This window comes from Streptomyces sp. NPDC008092, assembly GCF_042957285.1.
In the GTDB taxonomy this organism is placed as follows: Bacteria; Actinomycetota; Actinomycetes; order Streptomycetales; family Streptomycetaceae; genus Streptomyces.
On the sequence record NZ_JBIBHY010000010.1, the window covers coordinates 239478 to 258951 of the forward strand.

Here is a 19474-nt window from a genome sequence, read left to right on the forward strand (position 1 = left end):
CTCCGGTTTCGTTGGTTGTCGTCGACTCCCTCGGAGCTCATTCCGAAGATCCGGACCGCCGGCATGCCGGACGCCGGGAAGGGCGGGCAGGGGCCGAACCCTCGGCCCGCCATCGGGCGTCGGCCGTGCCGACGCGGACCGGTAGGCCGACATCAGGTGTGCCCCCAGGCATGCACGGGAGAGGCACACCGTGGATCTCTACGGGCGCAGGAGCACCTTGCCGCGCGCATGGCCGGACTCGCTCAACTCGTGAGCCTTGGCGGCGTCGGCGAGCGGGAAGCTCTGGTCGACGCGCACGCGCAGCCGACCCCCGGCGGCGCGGCGGGCATAGTCGGTGAGCTGCGGCCCGAATCGCCGACCGCCGATGGAGAAGGTGACGCCCAGTTCGAAGGCCCGGGGGTCGTTGGTGGTGACGATGCGGTCGGTGGTGCGGCCACGCAGCTCTACGGAGACATCCAGCGCATCGATGCCGGCGACGTCGTAGACGGCGTCGATGCCCTGCGGCGCGACGTCGCGGACCCGGTCGGCGAGGTCTTCCCCGTACGTCACGGGAATCGCGCCGAGAGAGCGCAGGAAGTCGTGGTTGGCCTCGGACGCCGTACCGATCACGTTGGCGCCCCGGGCCACGGCGATCTGGACGCCGACGGAGCCGACCACGCCCGCGGCTCCATGGATCAGCAGGGTCTCGCCCAGGCCCACCGCGAGCTCGTCCAGCACGCGGTCGGAGGTCTCGGCGGCCACGGGCAGCGCGGCGGCCGTCTCCCAGTCCAGGCCGGCCGGCTTGGGCGCGAAGTCCGAGGCCAGGGCGTACTCGGCGTAGGAACCGGTGTCGGTCCAGACCATCACCTCATCGCCGATCGACACACCGGAGACACCCGCGCCCACCTCGTCGACGATGCCGGCTCCTTCCAGGCCGGGGACAGCCGGGAAGGACACGGGGCCCATCTGCGGGGCCCAGCCGCGGCGGATCTTGAAGTCGACGGGGTTGACGGCGGCGGCCACGATCTTGACGCGCACCTGCCCGGGCCCGGCGTGCGGCTCCGTCACCTCCGCCAGCCGCAGCACCTCCGGACCGCCGTACTCCTTGAAGGAGATCGCCTTCATACCTGCCACTTCCCGTCGTACGGATGCCTCGGGCCGCCGCGACAGCGGCCGCTCGCCCACAACGCCTCCAGACTCAGGCGTGGCGGCCCGGCCGCCGCTGTCCTTTCGGGTGGTTCCGACTAGCCGAAGGGACGGTCCGATCGGAGGGCTGCCTGCTTACGCTGACAGACATGGACCTGATGGCCGCAGTCGAGCTGATCCAGGCGCCGCTGTCCGAGCACCTGGCGCGTATGTCAGCCGCTCTGGCGGAGGCGATTCCGCACCGGGCGATCGCCCAGCTGGCCGGCAACTGCTCGCTCGCTCCGTTCAAGACCTTCGGCGAGTCCCCCGGCCGGCCCGACGCTCTCATCACGGCCACCGACGTCGCCGCGCTGCGGCCGCTGATGCCGGCGAAGGGAAGCTGGCAGGGGCGGGCGCGGATGGCCGGCGTCGATCTGCCCGTGCTGGCTCTGGCCAGCGACATCACGGGGCAGGGCGCACTGCTGGTCGTCGTACGAACCGAGGACACTCCCGTACCGGAGGAGCACCTGGCATCCGCCCAGGCACTCTGGGACCTGGTGACCGCGTACCGGGAGGGGCTTCGCAGCGAGGCGCTGCCCGGGTCATTGGCCGCGTCGCGCGCCGCGGCTGCGGCACGTGCGGTGGCCATCGCCGAACTCCGCGATGCGCACGGGGCCGCGTTGACCGCTCTGCTCGGCGTCCTGCGCGACCGCACCCTGGACGACGCGAACGCCCGTACGCGCGCCGTCGACCTCGCCGTTTCCGCCCTCGCCGAGCTGCGGTCACGGGTCGAACTCGACCGCGCGCTGATGGAGGAGCGGGCCGGGGACGCCTTCGAGCGGCTGGCGGTGTCGCTGCGCCGGATCCTGCGCGCCCGCGGCGTACAGCTGGAGCTGGGACCGCCCGGCGCGGAGGAAGGAGCCGACCGGCTGCTGCCCGCCGACGTCACCCACACGGCACTTGCCGTGGTCCGCGCTACCGTGCACGCGTCACTGGACGATCAGGTTCACGGTCCTGACGGTGACGGAGGACACCGTGTCCACATCGGCTGGAAGGTCGGCACGAACGAACTGCGCGCCACCGTGCGGGACGACGGGCCCGGCACTCTCTCTCGTGATGCTCTCGACGCCCGCCGTGTCACCGAGCGTCTGGCACCGCTCGGGGGCCGGCTCGACGTGGACGCCGTGCCGGGCTGGGGCACGACGGTGACGCTCGTACTACCTCTCGCATCGCCCAACGCACCCCGCCAGGACCCGCTGACGGTGCTCGGCGCACGGGAACTGGAGGTGCTGGAGCAACTGGCCCAGGGCCACCGCAACCGCGACATCGCCCAGACACTCAACATCAGCGAGTCGACGGTGAAGTTCCACGTCGCCAAGATCATCGGCAAACTGGGCGTCAGCACCCGCGGCGAGGCGGCCGCACTGGCCCACCAATGGGGCGCCGCATAGCCCGCTGTCATCGGCGGTGACCCAGACCGGCCACCGCCACGCCCCGGCCGCACCCAGCAACACCATGTGAATCGGGTGCGCCACGAGGGTTTGGCACCTCCCATTCCAGAGCTACTGGAATCTCTGCAATTTCTTAGACCCACTTCTGGCCCTCATGGAGGAATCATGCTCAAGTTCGGCAGCCTCGACCAGTCCACTCAGTTCCTCGACCAGCAGAAGGAGAGAACCGGCCCGGTCACCATCATCAACACGTTCGTCGCCCCGGAAGGCAAGGAGGACGAGGTGCTGGCCGCCTGGACGGACGACGCGGTGTTCATGAAGGCGGCGGGGGGCCTTCTCTCGGCTCAGCTGTACCGCGGCATCGGCGGTAGCCGGCTCTTCACCAACGTCGCGGTCTGGCAATCGACCGAGCACCTCCGTGCCGCGTTCGGCACACCGGAGTTCGCCATGCATTTGGAGCACTACCCGGTCGGTACGGTCGCCTACCCGCATCTGTACCAGAAGTTCGCTGTCGAGGGCGTCTGTGAAGGGGAAGAGTGACCGCTCCCCGATTTCGTCCCGCCGTTCGGCATGCAGTGCCGAGGCGACGGAGAACTCGCGCCACGACGCCGGTACATTCCCTGTGTACGAGCGGCCAGTGCCCGAGTGATCGACGTGGTCCCCGAAACCGGTCAAGTTGTAGTCGAGTTGGGTGAAGATCCCCTTGGCACGCCAAGCCGCGTGGTAGGCGCTCAGAGCCAGGCGCCGAGACTGATCAGTCCGCGATGCACGAGACGTTCAATGAAGGGGTTGGGCCGGAGCGAAGGCCCGTACGCCAACTCCGTCACGTCCATGTGCCACGGCCTGCGCCGGTGATCGAGGAATCGGATGTCGAAGATCCAGTCAGCGATCTCGTTCGCTGAATACTCACGGTTCAGGAGCTGGTCTGCGGCATACACGGCGGCCGCTACCCGAAGGGAATCGGTCCACGGCCTTCTCCCTTTCCTCAGCCGTTGTGTGGTGCCCCTCGGGGAGCGAACCGCATACCGAAGGAGCGGATCACCTCGGCGCACCATCGACGGGGAGAGGAGCGGGATCAGCACGGCCGCGAGCGCTACGAGCCGTCTGTCCTCGTGCGTGGGCATTCCGTCGAGCCACGCGTTGACACGCGCCTGCAAGGTCAGAACGGAGCCGTCACTCACCGGCGTCGGCTGGCACATGTTCAGCGCATAGCCGCACTGCTCCTTGAGGTCGTGCGTCCACTCACCCTCATCGGTCCAGTTATCGCATGCTCGCTCAGGAGGGGCGTCATGCCGGAAATGGACGGTGTCCCAGCAGGCTTGGCATTCGGTCACCAAGTACACGGCGTGCTCAACGCACGCGAACGACCACGGAAGCTTCCAGCGCAGCAGCCAGCGCGTGCTGTTGTCGCCCCGTAGGCACCTAGGGCACCAGCGTGCCTGCGAGCGGAGGAACCACGCCCCCTTGTGCCATTGCTGAACAGCCACACCGTCGGTCGAGAGCAGCGGCAGATGCGGCAGCGCATTGCCGGCATAGCGTGCGAGGGTCATCGCGTGCAGGCACTTGGCGTCGACCCCGGCCACTTTCTCCATCCGCCGAGCCACAGGATCGGATAACCGCATCTCGGCCGCAGAAAGCCCACCGAGCCGGTCTAGGTGAAGCTCCCGCAGAAGCGGCTTCATCTCGAAATCCTGCTGATGGGCGAGCTCGCCGATCCAGCTGGTCAGCGACTCTCCGGGGATCGGCTGAGGCGCTGAGACGGACAGCGGCCGACGTGGTTGGCGACGCTGCTGCGCCGTCTTCTTCGCAGTACTCACGATGCGAATCTGTGCCAGGTGCGCCCTGCTGAACCGCGGCTTGAGGGCTGACCACCAGTGTGAGTGAGCGAAGGACGTCTCCGTTTACCAGGTCCCGATCATCCGCGTCACCCATTGGGAGGTCTTCATGGTGTTATTCGAATAGCACCATGGAAGCGTTGGAGCATGAACGACGCCCACCTGGACGACTACGACGTAGTACGCCCCGTCGTCATCGACTCCTCGAAGCACCTGCTCCTCCTGATCCCGTCCGAACCCGAACAGGAAACCTGCTGGACCCTGCCGACGGTCCCCATGCGTTCCGGTGAGACCTGCCGCCGGGCGGCAACTCGCCATCTACGGAGCGTCGCTCACTTCCCCGCGCTACGTATCTCGCCGCTCGTCGGCCGGCTATCCCGCAGGGACGCACCGCAAGGTGCTCAGTACGTACTCGTCGTACGTCCTGCAGCGGAAAGATGGCCGCCTTCCATCCACTTCGCGCTCGCCTCGGAAGCCTGTTGGTGGACAACGACCGGGTTGCGGTCAGCCGGAGTGCAGGTCGAGCCCGCTGAACTGCTCGACTTCATGGACGGCTACTGGGGCGGGTGGCTGCCGGACGGAGAGGTCTCGCTTGAGTAGCGGTCCGACTTGGGCCACTGATTCCGGCCTGGACTACGCACCCGGGTGCGCTCGTCATCTCGTACATCGCCCCGCAAGGAGAGCACGCAGTGACCGTGCACGCCATAGAGATCATCCTGACCCGCACTATTGAGGCTGCCGAGCTCAGGGCTGCGCAGAAGGAAAGCGCCCTGCTGATGGCTGCTTCCGGCGACCGGAAGCGGCTTGTGGTGCTGGTGACCGCCAAGAACGAACGCCGGGCCGTGAGGAAAATCTGGAGACGGTTGGAAGAGGCGCTGCCTATCGACGTGCTCTGCAGTCTCTTCCCGGACTCCGATGGCAAGTACCTCATGAGCATCCCCATGAGCGAGGAGGTTCAGGATCGGATCCAGCGGCTTGCTGCCGTCGAACGGAAGACTCCGGAGGAGTTCCTGCATCGTGCGATTGCGCAGGCATTGGTGCGCGACCGGTCCACGCGTCGGGCGCAGTTGGAATGTCGGCTCAACGAGCTGCTGCGTACCTACAGTGCCGAGGAGGTTACCGAGATGGCGGCGCGAAAAATCGAAACGTGAGTTCTTCCGGTGTGCGTCCGCATACTGCGACCCATTGAGTTTTCTCAGCGGAATCGGGCGCTCGCCTTACGGGCACGCTCGACCCGCCCGACGGCTCCGGTCATGTTCAGGCGGTACTGGATCATCTTCTCGCTGACTCCGAAGCGCACCGCAGCTTCAGGCTTTGTGAATCGACCTCTTGCGACGGCGAGTGCTGCGTCTTCCGAGACCAGCAGGGCACCAGCGAGGAACTGGGCTTCGTCCTCGATGTCCTGATCCCAGAGACGGCAGCCCCGGTCATCCAACGCCGGGGTCGGGCGGTGATGGAGGAGGCCGTGCGAGGCCTCGTGGGTGATGTTGCTGCTGATTCTGCCCTTGGAATGGCCGTCGTTGTGCACGATGGTCCGCTTCAAACCTGCGAAGACGGTGACCGCGGAGAAGGCATCGGGCTCCCTGGTGAGCAGATGAACCGCGCCTTGCGATGCTGTGGCCATGCTGGACAGGTCGATGACGGGTATCGCCAAGTGATCTGCAAGGACGAAGGGATCGAGGCGGTCAAGAGCTCCAAGGTGGAGCTCTGACCGAACTTCGAGGGCGAGAGAGTTGGCTTCGGTCTTGAAGCCCCGTCGAAACGCCATGTTGCCTTAGTCCTTTTGACGCAGCCGTTCGTAAGTGATCTTGATGACTTCCTCCAGTGCGGCGGCAGACTCCGGTGAGAGGTTGCGGTCGCTGCGAAGGTAGGTCGAGATCATTGCCAGCGGTTCGGCCGCCGGCCGGTCCTCATCCTCGGAGCGGACGAAGTCGTCCGCATCGAGACCGGACCACGCGCACAGTGCTGCAAGCCCATCCACGTCCGGCCGTTTGCCCTGGGCCATCCGGGTCAGAGTGGAGGCGCTCACCCCTGAACCGGCAGCCACCTGCTTCCAGTTGAGGCCTCGCGCGAGCCGCGCGGCGTCCAGGGCCGCATAGAAGCCTTCAGCATCGAACCATCCCTTTTTGCCCATGGAGTCTCCTGCTGATTGCAATCTCGCAATCGAGCGTCTATGTTGTAACTGTTCGACTCTAGCAATCGAGAGTCGTTCCTGCAATTATGATCAAGGAGAGTGGAGCGTGGGCAGCACAGTAGAACAGGTGGATGCGCAGTCTCCGGGCAAGGGACACGCGGTCACCATCACGGTCAACAACAAGACCGTGGAGATCACCGGCCCGAGAGTCACCGGCCTTCAGATCAAGGAGGCGGCGATCGCCCAGGGCGTGGAGATCGAGCTGGACTTCCAGCTCTCCCAGGAGCTGCCGTCAGGCGAAACCCGCATCGTCGGCGACACCGATGTGGTGACCGTGAACAAGAACTCCGTCTTCACCGCCGTCGCCGGCGACGACAACTCCTGAGGACGGCACAGCGTGACCCCGGTGGTGAGCAAGGCTATCGATGAGGTGCGCGCCGCCTTCCCGGACGCGGCAATCCGCGTCCGGGAAGAACCGGACGGCGGTGCGGTCGTCCTCGTGGAGGAGATCGATCCCGGCGCGCAGTACAAGCAACGGTCCACATGGATCGGCTTCCGGATCACATTCCAGTACCCGTACTCGGACGTCTACCCCCACTTCGTGCGCGGGGACCTCGCTCGCGTCGATGGAGCCCCTCTTGGAGAGGCCATGACCTCGACCACCTTCGAGGACCGTCCCGCGGTGCAGATCTCCAGGCGTTCCAACCGCCTCGACCCCGCCACGGACACCGCCGTCATCAAACTCCACAAGGTGCTGACATGGCTCCGCAGCCGATGACCCGTCCCTGGACGCTGCGTATGCCTGCCGCCATGGCGTCCACGCTCCGTCAGCACCTGTTCCCCGGCGACGGCGACGAGCATGGCGCGGTGATCGGAGCGAGTGTCGTCACCACCGCTCGCGGCACCCGCCTGCTTGCACGCAAGCTGTACCTGGCCGAAGACGGCGTCAACTATGTGCCCGGGCAACGCGGTTACCGGATGCTGACCGCCACGTTCGTACGTGACCGCGTCCGAGACTGTCGATCCCAAGGCCTGGCGTACCTGGCTGTTCACTGTCACGGCGGCACCACACGCGTTGCCTTCTCAGGCACCGACCTTGCCTCTCACGAACGCGGATACCCGGCCCTGCGCGACATCCTCGGCTCGACGCCTGCCGGCGGCCTGGTCTTCGCCACCGATGCGGTCGCGGGCGACCTTTGGCTGCCCGACGGCGGACGAGCGGAACTCGAACGAGCCGTGATCACCGGATGGCCGATCAAGACCCTGTACCCCGAACTCCCGCCCCCTCCGACGTCAGATCCGACCTACGACCGTCAGAGCCGCGTCTTCGGAGACCGAGGGCAGGCCATTCTCGCAGCACAAAAGGTGGCCGTCGTCGGCGCCGGAGGGGCTGGCTCACTCCTCGTCGAATACCTCGCCCGTCTCGGGGTTGGCGAACTCGTGGTCATCGATCCCGATCGGGTCGAAGAGACCAACCTGCCCCGCCTCGCCGGGGCCCGAGCCCGCGACGCCCACACGTGGCTGACGGACCCCGCCAGGCCAGGATGGCTCCAGTCTTTGGGACACCGGTACGCCACTCCTAAGGTGAAGGTGGCCCGGCGCCTTGCGCGACAGGCCAATGGCCGCATCCGCGTCCACGCGCTGCACGCAGACGTCACTCAAAGCGCCATCACCGCGAACCTCGTCGACTGCGACTACATCTTTCTCGCCGCCGACTCGATGCAGGCGCGACTGGTCGTCAACGCGCTCATCCACCAGTACCTCATCCCGGGCGTACAGGTCGGCGCGAAGGTTCAGGTCGGGTCGGGAGGCGCTGTCACCGATGTCTTCAGCGTTGTACGGCCGATGGCCCCCGGCTTCGGCTGCCTCTGGTGTAACGGATTGATCAGTCCGGCCAAACTTCAGGAAGAGGCACTGACGGCTGAACAGCTACGACAGCAGCAGTACGTCCAAGACGAAACGGTCCACGCTCCCAGCGTCATCAGTCTCAACGCCGTTGCTTCAGCCCATGCCGTGGACGACTACCTGCACACCGTGACTGGACTTCTGCCAACGGAGTACGAGCCACGCTGGCGTCGATTCCATCCACTGGTACCGACCGCACCGCAACGCGTCCGATGCGACGTTCCCCGAGCCGACGCGGACTGTACTGAGTGCTCGGATAAGGGCCGTCTCGGTCAGGGGCACAATGCTTCGCTGCCTACCAGGTAGAAGGCATTGCCCGCAGTCCGGACGCACGCGGGCGGCAAGCCCCTGCGATAGCAGGATGACGGTCACGATGGGTTCTCGTTCAGGCTGGCGCAGCCCGGCTCTCTGAGCCCCCACCTGCATGGTGGGAAACGATCATCGAAGTGCAGGGAAGCGATCTTCAAGTGGTCGATGCAGTACCTGACCAGCGCATTTCGTCGGTTCCCCACAGAGAGATACCGATGAGACGGGTCTCCGCCGGTGACGGAAGTCACGGCGGGGGCCCGTTTCTCGTTGTCCGGTGAGCGCCCGGCGGCTGTGAGGTATCGCACTGATCCGGCCGGGCATCTGCGGGGCCCCGACGCGTGAGCCGTCTCACGAGTGTGACCTGTCCGGACAAGTCCGGGGCGTGCGTCTTTACCTGCCACTCAAGATCTCGTCGTGTACTGGTCATCTGTTCTTGGTCAACACCCTCCCAAAGAAACTTATGTTCACGGTCAAGCAATGGGCAAGAACAGTAACGGAGGACGTTGTGTCCCTGGATGTCCGTAGGGCTCGGCGGTTCGCCGCTCCCGCAACCGCCGCGGTCGCCGCTGTGGTCGTGACGATGGTGGTCAACCCGACGCTGGGCGCCTCGGCCTCGGCTCCGCAGGCCTCGGCCAAGGCCCCGACCGCCAAGAACGTCATCTTCATCAACGGCGACGGCATGGGCGCCGCCACGCGCCAGGCCGCCCGCCTGCACCTGAGCGGCCTGGGCGGCCAGCTCGCGATGGACAAGCTCCCCGTCTCGGGCCAGCTGACCACCGAGCCGGACGACCCGAAGGCCGTCGTCACCGACTCGGCCGCCGCGGCGACCGCGTGGGCCACGGGCGAGAAGACGTACAACGGCGCGATCAGCGTCGACGTGGACGGCAACCCGCTCGCCACCCTCGGCCAGCAGGCCAAGGCGGCCGGCAAGGCCACCGGCCTGGTCACCACCGCGCAGGTCACCGACGCGTCGCCGGCGGCGTTCTTCGCGAACACCGCCAACCGCTCGGCGCAGGACGAGATCGCCCGCCAGTACATCGAGGTCAGCAAGCCCGACGTCATCCTGGGCGGCGGCGAGGACTGGTGGCTGCCCGCGGGCAGCGCCGGCGCGTTCAAGGACCAGCCCGCCGAGGACCCGTCCGAGGCGAGCAAGGGCACCAAGGGCGACCTGATCGCCAAGGCGAAGAAGGCCGGCTACTCCTACGTCTCCAGCGCGGAGCAGCTCAGCAGCGCCAAGGGCGGCAAGCTGCTCGGCCTCTTCGCCAACGAGGAGATGTTCCAGCAGCGCGCCGAGGGCCAGGGCGACGTGTACAGCCCGGTGGTCGGCCTCTCCACCATGACCAGCAAGGCGCTGAGCACGCTGGACAAGAACAAGAAGGGCTTCTTCCTCATGGTCGAGGAAGAGGGCGTCGACGAGTTCGCCCACGCGAACAACGGCACCCGTGTCCTGCAGTCCATGCAGGAACTGGAGAAGGCGGTGGCCGTGGCCCGTGCCTACGTCGCCACCCACCCCGACACCCTGCTGGTCGTCACCGGCGACCACGAGACCGGCGGCCTGGCCGTCGAGGACACGGACGCCGCCGACGAGTCCGGCACGGGCATCTCCGCCGAGGACGGTCCGTTCAGCATCCGCGGCAGCGAGAAGAGCTTCTACATCGACTGGACCACGTCCGGTCACACCGGTGTGGACGTTCCCGTGACCGCGGCCGGCCCGCTGTCCGACCGCTTCACCGGCAAGCACGCCAACACCCACGTGTACGACGTGCTGCGCCAGGCCCTGACGCGCCGCTGACCGACGCGCTGACCACGGAGCCCCGGGGCGATCGCGCTCCGGGGCTCCGTTGCCGTTGCGGCGTGCGGCGGTGCCTTCGGAGGGTGCCTGGGGACGGACGGGCGGACCGACCGACCGGAAGAGCGAGCGTCATGCGCGGTGTCGCGCAAGGATCTGGCTGTGGTGGCTGTGGTGGCTGTGGTGGGTGTGGTGGCTGGTGGTCCGGGGGTCCGCCTGGTCCGGGGGCGCTGAGGCCCGGCGGGTGTCGTGCCGAGGGCGGGGTTCACTGCCGTACTCCCGCGAGCTCCGTCGCACCCCGTCGCAGGGCGGGCCACGCGGTGGCGACGGCGGCGGCCACGGCGAGGATCGCGCAGGCTCCGGCCGCCGCGCCCATGGCCGGCCACGGCAGCCGGACCGGGACCGGTGCCGACAGCAGGTGCAGGGCCCGCCACATTCCCGCCAGTTCGAGCACCGCGCCCAGCAGCCCCAGCAGCGCCCCGACCGCGACGACCGCCAGCGCCTCGGCGCCGACCAGCCGCAGCACCTGCCCCCGGGTGGCCCCGGCCAGTCGCAGCGCGGCCAGTTCGCGCACCCGGTCGGCTGTCGCCATCACCATGGTGTTGACCAGGGAGATCCCGGTGTAGACCAGCGCGATGCCGAGGACCAGGAGGAAGCCGAGCCGGGTGGTCCGGTCGGTCTGCGGGTAGGTCGCCGCGACCCACTGGTCCGCGGTGCGCACCCGCCCGCCGTTCGCCCGGACCGCCTGCCGCAGCCCGGCGGCCACCGCGCCCGCGTCCGCGCCGTCCCTCAGGGCCACGTCGACCCGGTCGACGGCCGCGCCCGGGGCGTTGGCCGGGGTGACGTACACGCCGTTGTCGCCGGTGCCCGTCCGCAGCACGGCGGCGATGCGCAGGGTCCTGCGGGTGCCGTCGCCCAGCCACACCCGGACCCGCTGCCCGACGGTGTGCCGCTCCCACTCCTCGTTGACGACGATCGAGCCGTCGTCGAGGTCGGTGGTCCTGCCGGCGGCGAGCGGGAGGCGGGCGGTGGCCGCCAGCGCGGCCGGATCCGCGGTCCGGGCCTCGGACCTGATCAGGGCGACCCCGTCCTCCAGCACGTACACGGCGCTCGCCGAGGTCGCCGACACCTCGGTGCCCGGCACCGCGCGCAGCGCGCGGAGCGCCGTCCCGTCGAACCCGCCGCCTTCAGGGGGCGTGACGACGAAGGCCGCGGTGGTCCGGCCGCGGGTCTCGGCGGCCCGGGCCGCGTTCAGGGTGGCGGTGGCACCGAGCAGCGAACCGGTGAGGGCGACGGTCACCAGCACGGGCGCCGCGACGGCCGCCGTACGGCGCACCCCGGCGGCCGCGTGCTCGCGCACCAGCAGGCCCGTGGCGCCGGGGAGCCGGGCCGGGGCCACGGTGAGCAGCCGGACCAGCGGGCGGACCAGGACGGGCGAGAGCAGGGCGACCGCCGTGATCAGCACCATCGGCCGGCTCACATAGCTCTTGCGGTGCAGCAGGCCGCCGGGGTCGTCGCGGAGCAGCAGTACGGCCGCGGTCAGCAACAGGCCCGCACCGCACAGCCACCGCGCCCGCGTCATGGGGCTGCTCTCCACGTCCGCTTCGCGGAGTGCCTCCGTCGGCCCGGTCCGGCCCGCCCGCCAGGACGCGGTGGCCGCGCCCAGCAGGGCGACGAGCAGACCGGCCGGGAAGGCCGCGCAGTACGGCCAGGTGTGGCCGCCGATGCGGAACCAGTCCGGGGCGAGTCCGCCGTCGGCGGTCCAGCGGGCGAGGCGGGGTGCGGCGTACCTGCCGAGCGCGCAGCCCGCCGCCGAGGCGACCGTCCCGACCAGCAGGGCCTCGGCGAGCACCGTCCCGCGGAGCTGCCCCGGTGTCGCGCCGGCGGTGCGCAGCAGGCCGAACTCGCGGCGGCGCTGGACGACCGCGAAGGCGAAGGTGGACGCCACCACGAAGACCGACACGAAGGCGGTGACTCCGCCGGCGGTGCCGAACAGGGCGTTGAGCGCGGTCAGCGCCTCGCGGTCGCGGTCCGGATCCGGGTCGGCGAGGCGCCGGTCGTCGCCGGTGAGGACCTGTACGCCCGGGATGCCCCGCACCGCGTTCCGCACGGCCGCCGGCCGCGCGGCCACGACCAGCTGGGTGCTGCGGGGTGCCAGGCGCTGTGCCTGCGCGCCGGTGTAGAAGACGGCGTGCTCGAAGCCGCGGTCGCCGACCGTGCCGACGACGGTGACGCTGCCGTGATCCGTGCGCAGGACGCGGCCGGACTTCGCCCAGGTCCCGGTGACGACGACCTCGTCGGCGGTGCGCGGTGCGCGGCCCGAGGTGATCTCGTACGAGGCGAAGGCGGCGACCGGCCAGGGGTGACCGACGAGATCGGCGGGCCCGTTCCGCGCACGCACGACGAAGGTGCGGTCGTGGGTGACCTTGCCGAGCTTCGCCAGCTCGGTGACCGCGGCGGCGGGTACGGCCTGCGGCCGGGCGAGCCGCTGGGTGCGGGTGCCGATCGGGGTCGGGACCCGCAGGGTGTCGGCTCCCTTGACGACGACCGGGGCCGCCGCGAACCGCTCCGGGGCCCGGCGCGGGGTGTCCAGTGAGGAGGCGAGTGCCAGGCCCATCACGGTGAGCAGGGCCACGCCCAGCGCGAGAGCGGTGAAGCTGCCGACGAAGGCGGCCCGGCGGGCGCGCAGGGTGTACAGGGCGACGCTCAGCACGGTTGGGCCTCCGGCCGGGAGGGCTGGGGCTGGGGTTGGGGCTGGGGCTGGGTTTGCGGCGTGGACGGCTGGGTCTGCGGTCTGGAGGGCTGGGCCCTTGGCATGGGCGGCCGGGCTTTCGGCTCGGACGGCTGGGCCCCTGGCATGGGCGGCCGGGCTTCCGGCGTGGACGGCTGGGCCTCCAGCCTGGTCAGGTGGGTGGCGATGGTGGTGGCGGGTGCGCCGGTCAGTTCGCCGCCGACCCGGCCGTCGACGAGGAAGACGACGCGGTCGGCGTAGGAGGCGGCGACCGGGTCGTGGGTGACCATGACGGTCGTCCGGCCCTCCTCGTCCACCATGGCGCGCAGCAGCGCCAGCACCGCGTGGCCGGCCCGTGAGTCCAGGGCGCCGGTCGGTTCGTCGCCGAACAGGACGTCGGGGCGGGTGATCAGGGCGCGGGCCAGCGCGACGCGCTGCTGCTGCCCGCCGGACAGTTCGCCCGGCCGGTGCCGGGCGCGGTCGGCGAGGCCCACCCGGTCGAGGACCTCGCGCACCCGGGCCCGCGGGGGACGGCGCCCCGCCAGCCGCAGCGGCAGCGCCACGTTCTGCTCGGCGGTGAGCGAGGGCAGCAGGTTGAACGCCTGGAAGACGAAGCCGACGCGCTCCCGGCGCAGCAGGGTCAGCTTCGTCTCGCTCAGCCCGGTCAGCTCGGTCCCGCCCAGGGTCACCGATCCGGACGTCGGCCGGTCGAGGCCCGCCGCGCACTGCAGCAGGGTCGACTTGCCGGAGCCGGACGGCCCCATGACGGCGGTGAACGTTCCCCTCGGAAAGCCCAGGGAGACCCCGTCGAGCGCGGTGACGGCGCGGTCGCCTGAGCCGTGACGTCTGCTGACGGAGCGCAGGTTGATGGCGTCTGTGGCGTCCGTGGTGTCTGTGGCGTTCGTGGCGTTCGTGGCGTTCGTGGCGTTCGTGGCGTTCGTGGCGTCCATGGCGTCCATGGGTCCTCGCATGTCGGTTCGGCGGCGGGGGTACGGCCACGAAACCGTCCGGGGGCGGGCCGGCGCAGTGCGGCAGGACCGAGAGCCGGGGTAGGGCCAGGCATACCCCTGTTCCGGCGGCTGGACGGATGGCCGCGTCCGCTGCCCGCCGCCTACGGTGACCGCATGCAGCCCCGTCCCCGCAGCGTCTGGCAGGCCATGGCCGGGCCCGGCTTCCTGATCTCCTCCTGGCCCTGGCGGGCCGCCGGTTACCTGCTGACCGGCGCGGTGACCGGAGCCGTACTCCTGGTGGGGCTGGTGGCCGCGGTCGCGGTCGGCGGCGCGCTCGCCGTCGTCCTGGTCGGACTGCCGCTGCTGCTCCTGACGTTGCTCGCGGGCCTGCCGGTGGCCCGGCTCGAACGGTGCCGGCTGCGGCTGGTCGACCGGGAGCGGGTGTACGACCCTCATGTCCGGCCCTCCGCTCCGGGACTGCGGGCGTGGCTGGCGACCCGGCTGCGGGAGCGGGCGACCTGGCGCGAGCTCGGCCATGCGCTGCTGTTCGCGGGCCTGTTGTGGCCGGTGGACGCGCTCGCCGTGACGCTCGCGCTGCTCTGCCCGCTGTCGATGGCCGCCGCCCCGGTACTGCTGGCCACGGTCGGCGGCGGCCGGGAGACGAAGGTGCTGAAGGCGTGGACGGTCACCGGCTGGCCGGCCGCGTTCGGCATGGCGCTGGCCGGGGTGCTGCTGCTGGCCGCCGGCGGCTATGCGGTGGGCGTGGCGGCCGGTGCGCGGGCCGGTCTGGTCCGGTTGCTGATCGCGCCGCGCGAGGCCGAGCTGGGGGACAGGGTCGTCGAACTGGCGCGGTCCCGGGCGCGGTTGGTGGACGCCTTCGAGGCGGAACGGCGGCGCATCGAGCGCGATCTGCACGACGGGGCCCAACAGCGCCTGGTCGCCCTGTCGATGACCCTGGGCCTGGCCCGCCTGGACGCCCCGCCGGGACCGCTCGCCGACCAGCTCGCCAAGGCCCAGCGGGAGGCGGGCGAGGCGCTCGCCGAACTGCGGGAGATCGTGCACGGGATCCATCCGAAGGTGCTCGCCGACCACGGCCTGGAGGCGGCGGTGGCGGATGCGGCGGATCGCACGGGTGTTCCTGTGGACGTCGGTTTCCGGTTGCCGGTGCGGCTGCCGGAGCCGGTCGAGGCGGCCGCGTACTTCGTGGTGCGGGAGGCGCTCGCCAACGTCGACCGGCACAGCGGTGCGGGCCGTGCCGAGGTGACCGGTGGGCACCGGGACGGCCGGCTGCACCTGGAGGTGCGCGACGACGGCCGCGGCGGTGCGGCCGCCGGGGCGGGCAGCGGCCTCACCGGACTGGCGGACCGGGTGTCCGTGCTCGATGGCAGACTCTCCCTGTCCAGCCCGCCGGGCGGACCGACCCTGCTGCGTGTGGAGTTGCCGTGCGAGCCGATCGACCTCTGCGCGTAGTCCTGGCCGAGGACGGCGTGCTGCTGCGGGAGGGGCTCGCGGGGCTGCTGGCCCGGTTCGGCCATGAGGTGGTCGCCGCGGTGGGGGACGCGGAGGCGCTGGTCGCGGCGGTCGAGGAGCATGCGCCCGACGTCGTCGTGACGGATGTCCGGATGCCGCCGGGCTTCCAGGACGAGGGGCTGCACGCGGCGGTGCGGCTGCGCGCGGCCCGGCCCGCGTTGCCGATCCTGGTCCTCAGCCAGTACGTGCAGCGCAGTTACGTCGCCGAACTCCTCGACTCCGGCGACGGATCGGGCGTCGGGTACCTGCTCAAGGACCGGGTGGGGCAGGTGGCCGAGTTCGTCGCGGCGCTGGGGGAGGTGGCCGGCGGGGGGACGGTGGTCGACCCCGAGGTGGTACGGCAACTGCTGCGCCGGCGCCGGGATCCGCTGGAGCGGCTGTCCCCGCGCGAGCGGGAGGTGCTGGCGCTGGTCGCGGAGGGGAAGTCGAACGGGGCGATCGCGAGGGAGCTGGTGGTCTCCGAGGCGGCGGTGGGGAAGCACATCGGGGGGATCCTGGCGAAGCTGGACCTGCCGCCGACGGAGGATTCGCACCGGCGGGTGCTGGCTGTGCTGGCGTATTTGAGGGCGTGACCTCCTTCTTTTCGGGGCGCGGTGGCTTTGCTCCGGGAGTCTTCCGGGATGTTTTCGGCTGCGGGTGCGTCGTGGTTGTTCGCGCAGTTCCCCGTGCCCCCAAGAAGGTCGGGTCACTGGTCCCACCTGTTCGGGGGCGCGGGGAACCGCGCGAACAACCCCCACCGCCCCGCAGATGTGCGACGACGGCTGCCCACCCTCCCCAAACCACCCCGAAGTTATCCACAGGGTCTGACGGCTTTCGGCCCCCACCTGTACCGTCTCCACGAGTTGATGTTCGTGCGTGTGCGTGCGTGGAGTACGGGGGAGGCGGTCGACGTGACCGGAGTGGAAGAGCCGACGGCGGCCGGCGGGCGCAAGCTGCCCGCGCCGAAGGGCTTTGCGCAGTGGCCTTCGCAGGGCTCCCCCAAGGAGGAGGGCAAGGCGCTGCGTTCGGCGGTGCCGCGCCGCAGCCATGACGCCCTGGACCTGGACGGCTCCCGTCCCGACGCGGTCCGCGCGGTCGAGGAGTCCAACCGGGACCGCATCCCGGAGCTGATCCCGATAAGGGTCGGGAGAATGGCGGCCAGCCCCTTCGCGTTCCTGCGCGGCTCGGCCGGCCTGATGGCGCACGACCTGGCCCGCACCCCGATGACCAGGATCGCCACCCAGATCTGCGGCGACGCCCACGCGGCCAACTTCGGCCTGTACGGCGACCCTCGCGGCGACCTCGTCATCGACCTGAACGACTTCGACGAGACGGTGCTCGGCCCCTGGGAGTGGGATCTGAAGCGGCTCGCCGCCTCCCTGGTGCTGGCCGGCCGGGAGGCGGGCGCCGACGAGGACATGTGCCGCAAGGCCGCGGGTGACGCGGCCGGCGCCTACCGCCGCACCATGCGCCTGCTGGCCAAGCTCCCGGTGCTGGACGCGTGGAACGCGATCGCGGACGAGGAGCTGGTCTCCCACTCCGACGCCCACGACATGATCGGCACCCTGCGCCGGGTTTCGGAGAAGGCCCGCGCCAACACCAGCGGCCGGTTCGCGGCCCGCTCCACCGAGCCCACCGAGGACGGCGGCCGCCGCTTCGTGGACGCCGCGCCGGTGCTGCGCCGGGTCCCGGACGCGGAGGCGGAGGCGGTCACCGCCGCCCTGGAGCACTACGTGACCACGCTCTCCGAGGACCGCCACCCACTGCTCGCCCGGCACACCCCGCACGACGTCGCCTTCCGGATAGTCGGCACCGGCAGCGTCGGCACCCGCTCCTACGTCGTCCTCCTCCTCGACCACCGCGGCGAGCCGCTGATCCTCCAGGTCAAGGAGGCCCGCCCGTCCGCGCTCGTCCCCCATCTCGCCACGGCCGGCTTCGAGACGCCGGCCGTCGACCACGAGGGCCGCCGGGTGGTCCTCGGCCAGAAGCGGATGCAGGTGGTCAGCGACATTTTGCTCGGCTGGACCACGGTGGACGGCCGCCCGTTCCAGGTCCGCCAGTTCCGCAACCGCAAGGGCAGCGTCGACCCGGCCGCTCTGTCCCCCGACCAGATCGACGACTACGGACGGATGACCGGGGCCCTGCTGGCCCGCGCCCACTCGCACAGCGCCGACCCGCGCCTGATCGCCGGCTACTGCGGCAAGAGCGAGGAGCTGGACGAGGCGATCGCCGCGTTCGCGGTGACCTACGCCGACCGCACGGAAGCGGACCACGAGGAACTGGTGACCGCGGTGCGGGCGGGACGGACGGCGGCGGAGCTCGGGGTGTGATCCGCGTGACAGCCCGCCCCGGGCGGCCTGCCTCCGGCCTCGGACCGACGGCCGTCGGAGAGGTGCCGATGTTCGGAGAGGTGCCGATGTTCGAAGAGGTGCCGATGTGAAGTACGTCGAAATAGACGAGGGCGCGGCAGCGGTCTCCATCGACCCCGGCCCCTATCTGGCGCGGCTGCCGGAACTGGCCGTCGGGCTGCCGCCCGGCGCCCGCGCCTTCGCCACCGACCCGCGCCACTACGAGTTCGGCGGCCGCCGCTGCGTGAAGGACCTGCGCCCGCTGGACATGCGCCGCACGGCCCCCGCCGGCATGGAGATCCGCTTCCGCCACAACTGCTTCAAGCACGACGAGGACCTGATCGTCCGCTACACGGGCGTCTCCCGCTTCCAGACGGACATCCTGGGCGCCTGCGACCTCACCTCGCTCGGCGAGGTGATCCTCGACGAGATCCTCCCGCACCCCGGCGGCTGCACCCACGAGGTCGCCTGCCGCCCCGGCACTCTCGTCGTGGCCTGCACCGATCTGGTCGCCGAGTGGGTCCCGGCCACCGACGACGGCGACAGGCCCTAGGCTGGTCGGGTGACGACCCCGGAAGCTGAGCAGTCCCAGGCACCGCGGCCCGAGGAACGGCTGGAGCAGGCCGTGCGGGCCGCCGAGCAGGCGTTGATCGAGTACGAGATCGCGGTCGAGACCTTCCGCGTCGAGGTGGAGAACTTCTCCCGCCTGCACGAACAGAAACTCGGCCCCCTCTACCTCCGCATCGAGGAGCTGGACGCGCGGATCGCCGAGGCCAAGGCCGCCCGCACCGGCGACCCCGAGGACATCCGCGCCGCCGAGGAGGCCCGGGCCCGGGTCCTGCCCATCCCCGGTGTCGAGGAGCTGCTGCACGGCTGGATGGACGGCGACGGCCTGTTCCCGGAGGCCGTCGCGATGCTCACCGAGCAGGAGGTCCGGCCTCCGCAGCGGGTCCGCCCCAGCGAGGAGGCCCGCCGGCTCTACCGCGAGCTGGCCCGCAAGGCCCACCCCGACCTGGTGCAGGACGAGGCCGAGCAGCAGCGGCGCGAGGAGTTCCTGAGCCGGGTCAACGCGGCCTACGCCCGCGGCGACGAGGCCCTGCTGCGCGAGCTGGCCGAGGAGTGGGCGGCCGGCCCGGTCCCGCCGGAGCGCAGGCCCAGCCGGGCCGAGGAGCTGTACGCCCGCCTGGAATGGCTCTCCGAGCGCAAGGAACTGCTCGGCTTGGTCGCCAAGGAACTGGAGAACGGCCCGATCGCCGGTCTGCTCCGGCTCGCCCCCGACGACCCGGACGGCCTGCTCGACGAGATCGCCGAGCGGCTCCGGAAGGACGTGACCGAACGCGAGGCGGAACTGGCGGCCCTGCTGACCCAGGAGTAGTCCTCCGCTCCGGTCGGGTAGCGTCGGGGACATG

18 protein-coding genes and 1 pseudogene are annotated in these 19474 nt (G+C 70.4%); 13 read left to right on the forward strand and 6 right to left on the reverse strand.

Features of this window, described 5'->3' with window-relative positions; genetic code table 11:
- Positions 1-198 precede the first annotated feature (198 nt).
- Positions 199-1104: an NADP-dependent oxidoreductase gene (locus tag ACFZB3_RS31000; protein WP_365340726.1), complete on the reverse strand. Its 906-nt coding sequence runs from the start codon at positions 1102-1104 to the stop codon at positions 199-201.
- Between the two features lie 170 nt (positions 1105-1274).
- Here ACFZB3_RS31000 and ACFZB3_RS31005 point away from each other — a divergent pair, with 170 nt between their 5' ends.
- Complete coding sequence (locus ACFZB3_RS31005; RefSeq protein ID WP_365340724.1) at positions 1275-2555, forward strand: LuxR C-terminal-related transcriptional regulator; 1281 nt, start codon at positions 1275-1277, stop codon at positions 2553-2555.
- 165 nt (positions 2556-2720) lie between these two features.
- Positions 2721-3095, forward strand: coding sequence for an antibiotic biosynthesis monooxygenase (locus tag ACFZB3_RS31010; protein WP_391381050.1), 375 nt, complete (start codon positions 2721-2723; stop codon positions 3093-3095).
- A gap of 191 nt (positions 3096-3286) precedes the next feature.
- Here ACFZB3_RS31010 and ACFZB3_RS31015 read toward each other — a convergent pair whose 3' ends face one another.
- The gene (locus ACFZB3_RS31015) at positions 3287-4372 is read right to left on the reverse strand and encodes a TniQ family protein (protein WP_365340720.1); all 1086 of its coding nucleotides are present in this window, start codon (positions 4370-4372) and stop codon (positions 3287-3289) included.
- 165 nt (positions 4373-4537) lie between these two features.
- Here ACFZB3_RS31015 and ACFZB3_RS31020 point away from each other — a divergent pair, with 165 nt between their 5' ends.
- The gene (locus ACFZB3_RS31020; RefSeq protein ID WP_391381053.1) at positions 4538-4990 is read left to right on the forward strand and encodes a hypothetical protein; all 453 of its coding nucleotides are present in this window, start codon (positions 4538-4540) and stop codon (positions 4988-4990) included.
- A gap of 89 nt (positions 4991-5079) precedes the next feature.
- The gene (locus ACFZB3_RS31025) at positions 5080-5541 is read left to right on the forward strand and encodes a hypothetical protein (protein ID WP_391381055.1); all 462 of its coding nucleotides are present in this window, start codon (positions 5080-5082) and stop codon (positions 5539-5541) included.
- A 44-nt stretch (positions 5542-5585) separates the two neighbouring features.
- Here ACFZB3_RS31025 and ACFZB3_RS31030 read toward each other — a convergent pair whose 3' ends face one another.
- The gene (locus ACFZB3_RS31030) at positions 5586-6158 is read right to left on the reverse strand and encodes an ImmA/IrrE family metallo-endopeptidase (RefSeq protein ID WP_391381057.1); all 573 of its coding nucleotides are present in this window, start codon (positions 6156-6158) and stop codon (positions 5586-5588) included.
- 6 nt (positions 6159-6164) lie between these two features.
- Complete coding sequence (locus ACFZB3_RS31035; RefSeq protein ID WP_391381059.1) at positions 6165-6524, reverse strand: helix-turn-helix domain-containing protein; 360 nt, start codon at positions 6522-6524, stop codon at positions 6165-6167.
- A gap of 106 nt (positions 6525-6630) precedes the next feature.
- Here ACFZB3_RS31035 and ACFZB3_RS31040 point away from each other — a divergent pair, with 106 nt between their 5' ends.
- The 4 genes from ACFZB3_RS31040 (at position 6631) to ACFZB3_RS31055 (ending at position 10530) form a co-directional block, all read left to right on the forward strand.
- Entirely contained in the window at positions 6631-6909 is a 279-nt protein-coding gene (locus ACFZB3_RS31040) for a multiubiquitin domain-containing protein (protein ID WP_391381061.1), read from the forward strand.
- A gap of 12 nt (positions 6910-6921) precedes the next feature.
- Entirely contained in the window at positions 6922-7302 is a 381-nt protein-coding gene (locus tag ACFZB3_RS31045) for a hypothetical protein (protein WP_391381063.1), read from the forward strand.
- The gene (locus ACFZB3_RS31050; RefSeq protein WP_391381065.1) at positions 7284-8735 is read left to right on the forward strand and encodes a ThiF family adenylyltransferase; all 1452 of its coding nucleotides are present in this window, start codon (positions 7284-7286) and stop codon (positions 8733-8735) included. Before ACFZB3_RS31045 ends, ACFZB3_RS31050 begins: the two co-directional genes overlap by 19 nt.
- A 583-nt stretch (positions 8736-9318) precedes the next feature.
- Positions 9319-10530, forward strand: coding sequence for an alkaline phosphatase (locus ACFZB3_RS31055; RefSeq protein ID WP_391381450.1), 1212 nt, complete (start codon positions 9319-9321; stop codon positions 10528-10530).
- Between the two features lie 262 nt (positions 10531-10792).
- Here ACFZB3_RS31055 and ACFZB3_RS31060 read toward each other — a convergent pair whose 3' ends face one another.
- Together ACFZB3_RS31060 and ACFZB3_RS31065 are read right to left on the reverse strand one after the other, a co-directional pair.
- Positions 10793-13240: an FtsX-like permease family protein gene (locus tag ACFZB3_RS31060; RefSeq protein WP_391381067.1), complete on the reverse strand. Its 2448-nt coding sequence runs from the start codon at positions 13238-13240 to the stop codon at positions 10793-10795.
- A 170-nt stretch (positions 13241-13410) separates the two neighbouring features.
- Positions 13411-14208: pseudogene (locus ACFZB3_RS31065) on the reverse strand (ABC transporter ATP-binding protein); the annotation flags it as partial.
- A gap of 174 nt (positions 14209-14382) precedes the next feature.
- On the opposite strand from ACFZB3_RS31065, the gene ACFZB3_RS31070 reads away from it, so the two are divergent.
- The 5 genes from ACFZB3_RS31070 to ACFZB3_RS31090 all read left to right on the forward strand — a co-directional run bounded on the left by ACFZB3_RS31070 (position 14383) and on the right by ACFZB3_RS31090 (position 19440).
- Entirely contained in the window at positions 14383-15678 is a 1296-nt protein-coding gene (locus ACFZB3_RS31070) for a sensor domain-containing protein (protein WP_391381069.1), read from the forward strand.
- Positions 15651-16310: a response regulator gene (locus ACFZB3_RS31075; RefSeq protein ID WP_391381072.1), complete on the forward strand. Its 660-nt coding sequence runs from the start codon at positions 15651-15653 to the stop codon at positions 16308-16310. The genes ACFZB3_RS31070 and ACFZB3_RS31075 overlap by 28 nt, the downstream gene beginning before the upstream one ends.
- 273 nt (positions 16311-16583) lie before the next feature.
- Positions 16584-18047, forward strand: coding sequence for a DUF2252 family protein (locus tag ACFZB3_RS31080; RefSeq protein ID WP_391381074.1), 1464 nt, complete (start codon positions 16584-16586; stop codon positions 18045-18047).
- A 106-nt stretch (positions 18048-18153) separates the two neighbouring features.
- Entirely contained in the window at positions 18154-18618 is a 465-nt protein-coding gene (locus tag ACFZB3_RS31085; protein WP_391381076.1) for a hypothetical protein, read from the forward strand.
- Positions 18619-18627: 9 nt separating this feature from the next.
- Positions 18628-19440, forward strand: coding sequence for a hypothetical protein (locus ACFZB3_RS31090; protein WP_391381078.1), 813 nt, complete (start codon positions 18628-18630; stop codon positions 19438-19440).
- The last annotated feature ends 34 nt before the right edge of the window (positions 19441-19474 follow it).

Coding starts and splice junctions, on each gene's coding strand:
- ACFZB3_RS31000 (WP_365340726.1), bottom strand. CDS start 1,104: ATGAAGGCGATCTCCTTCAAGGAGTACGGCGGTCCGGAGGTGCTGCGG.
- ACFZB3_RS31005 (WP_365340724.1), top strand. CDS start 1,275: ATGGACCTGATGGCCGCAGTCGAGCTGATCCAGGCGCCGCTGTCCGAG.
- ACFZB3_RS31010 (WP_391381050.1), top strand. CDS start 2,721: ATGCTCAAGTTCGGCAGCCTCGACCAGTCCACTCAGTTCCTCGACCAG.
- ACFZB3_RS31020 (WP_391381053.1), top strand. CDS start 4,538: ATGAACGACGCCCACCTGGACGACTACGACGTAGTACGCCCCGTCGTC.
- ACFZB3_RS31030 (WP_391381057.1), bottom strand. CDS start 6,158: ATGGCGTTTCGACGGGGCTTCAAGACCGAAGCCAACTCTCTCGCCCTC.
- ACFZB3_RS31035 (WP_391381059.1), bottom strand. CDS start 6,524: ATGGGCAAAAAGGGATGGTTCGATGCTGAAGGCTTCTATGCGGCCCTG.
- ACFZB3_RS31050 (WP_391381065.1), top strand. CDS start 7,284: ATGGCTCCGCAGCCGATGACCCGTCCCTGGACGCTGCGTATGCCTGCC.
- ACFZB3_RS31055 (WP_391381450.1), top strand. CDS start 9,319: ATGGTGGTCAACCCGACGCTGGGCGCCTCGGCCTCGGCTCCGCAGGCC.
- ACFZB3_RS31070 (WP_391381069.1), top strand. CDS start 14,383: ATGCAGCCCCGTCCCCGCAGCGTCTGGCAGGCCATGGCCGGGCCCGGC.
- ACFZB3_RS31080 (WP_391381074.1), top strand. CDS start 16,584: ATGTTCGTGCGTGTGCGTGCGTGGAGTACGGGGGAGGCGGTCGACGTG.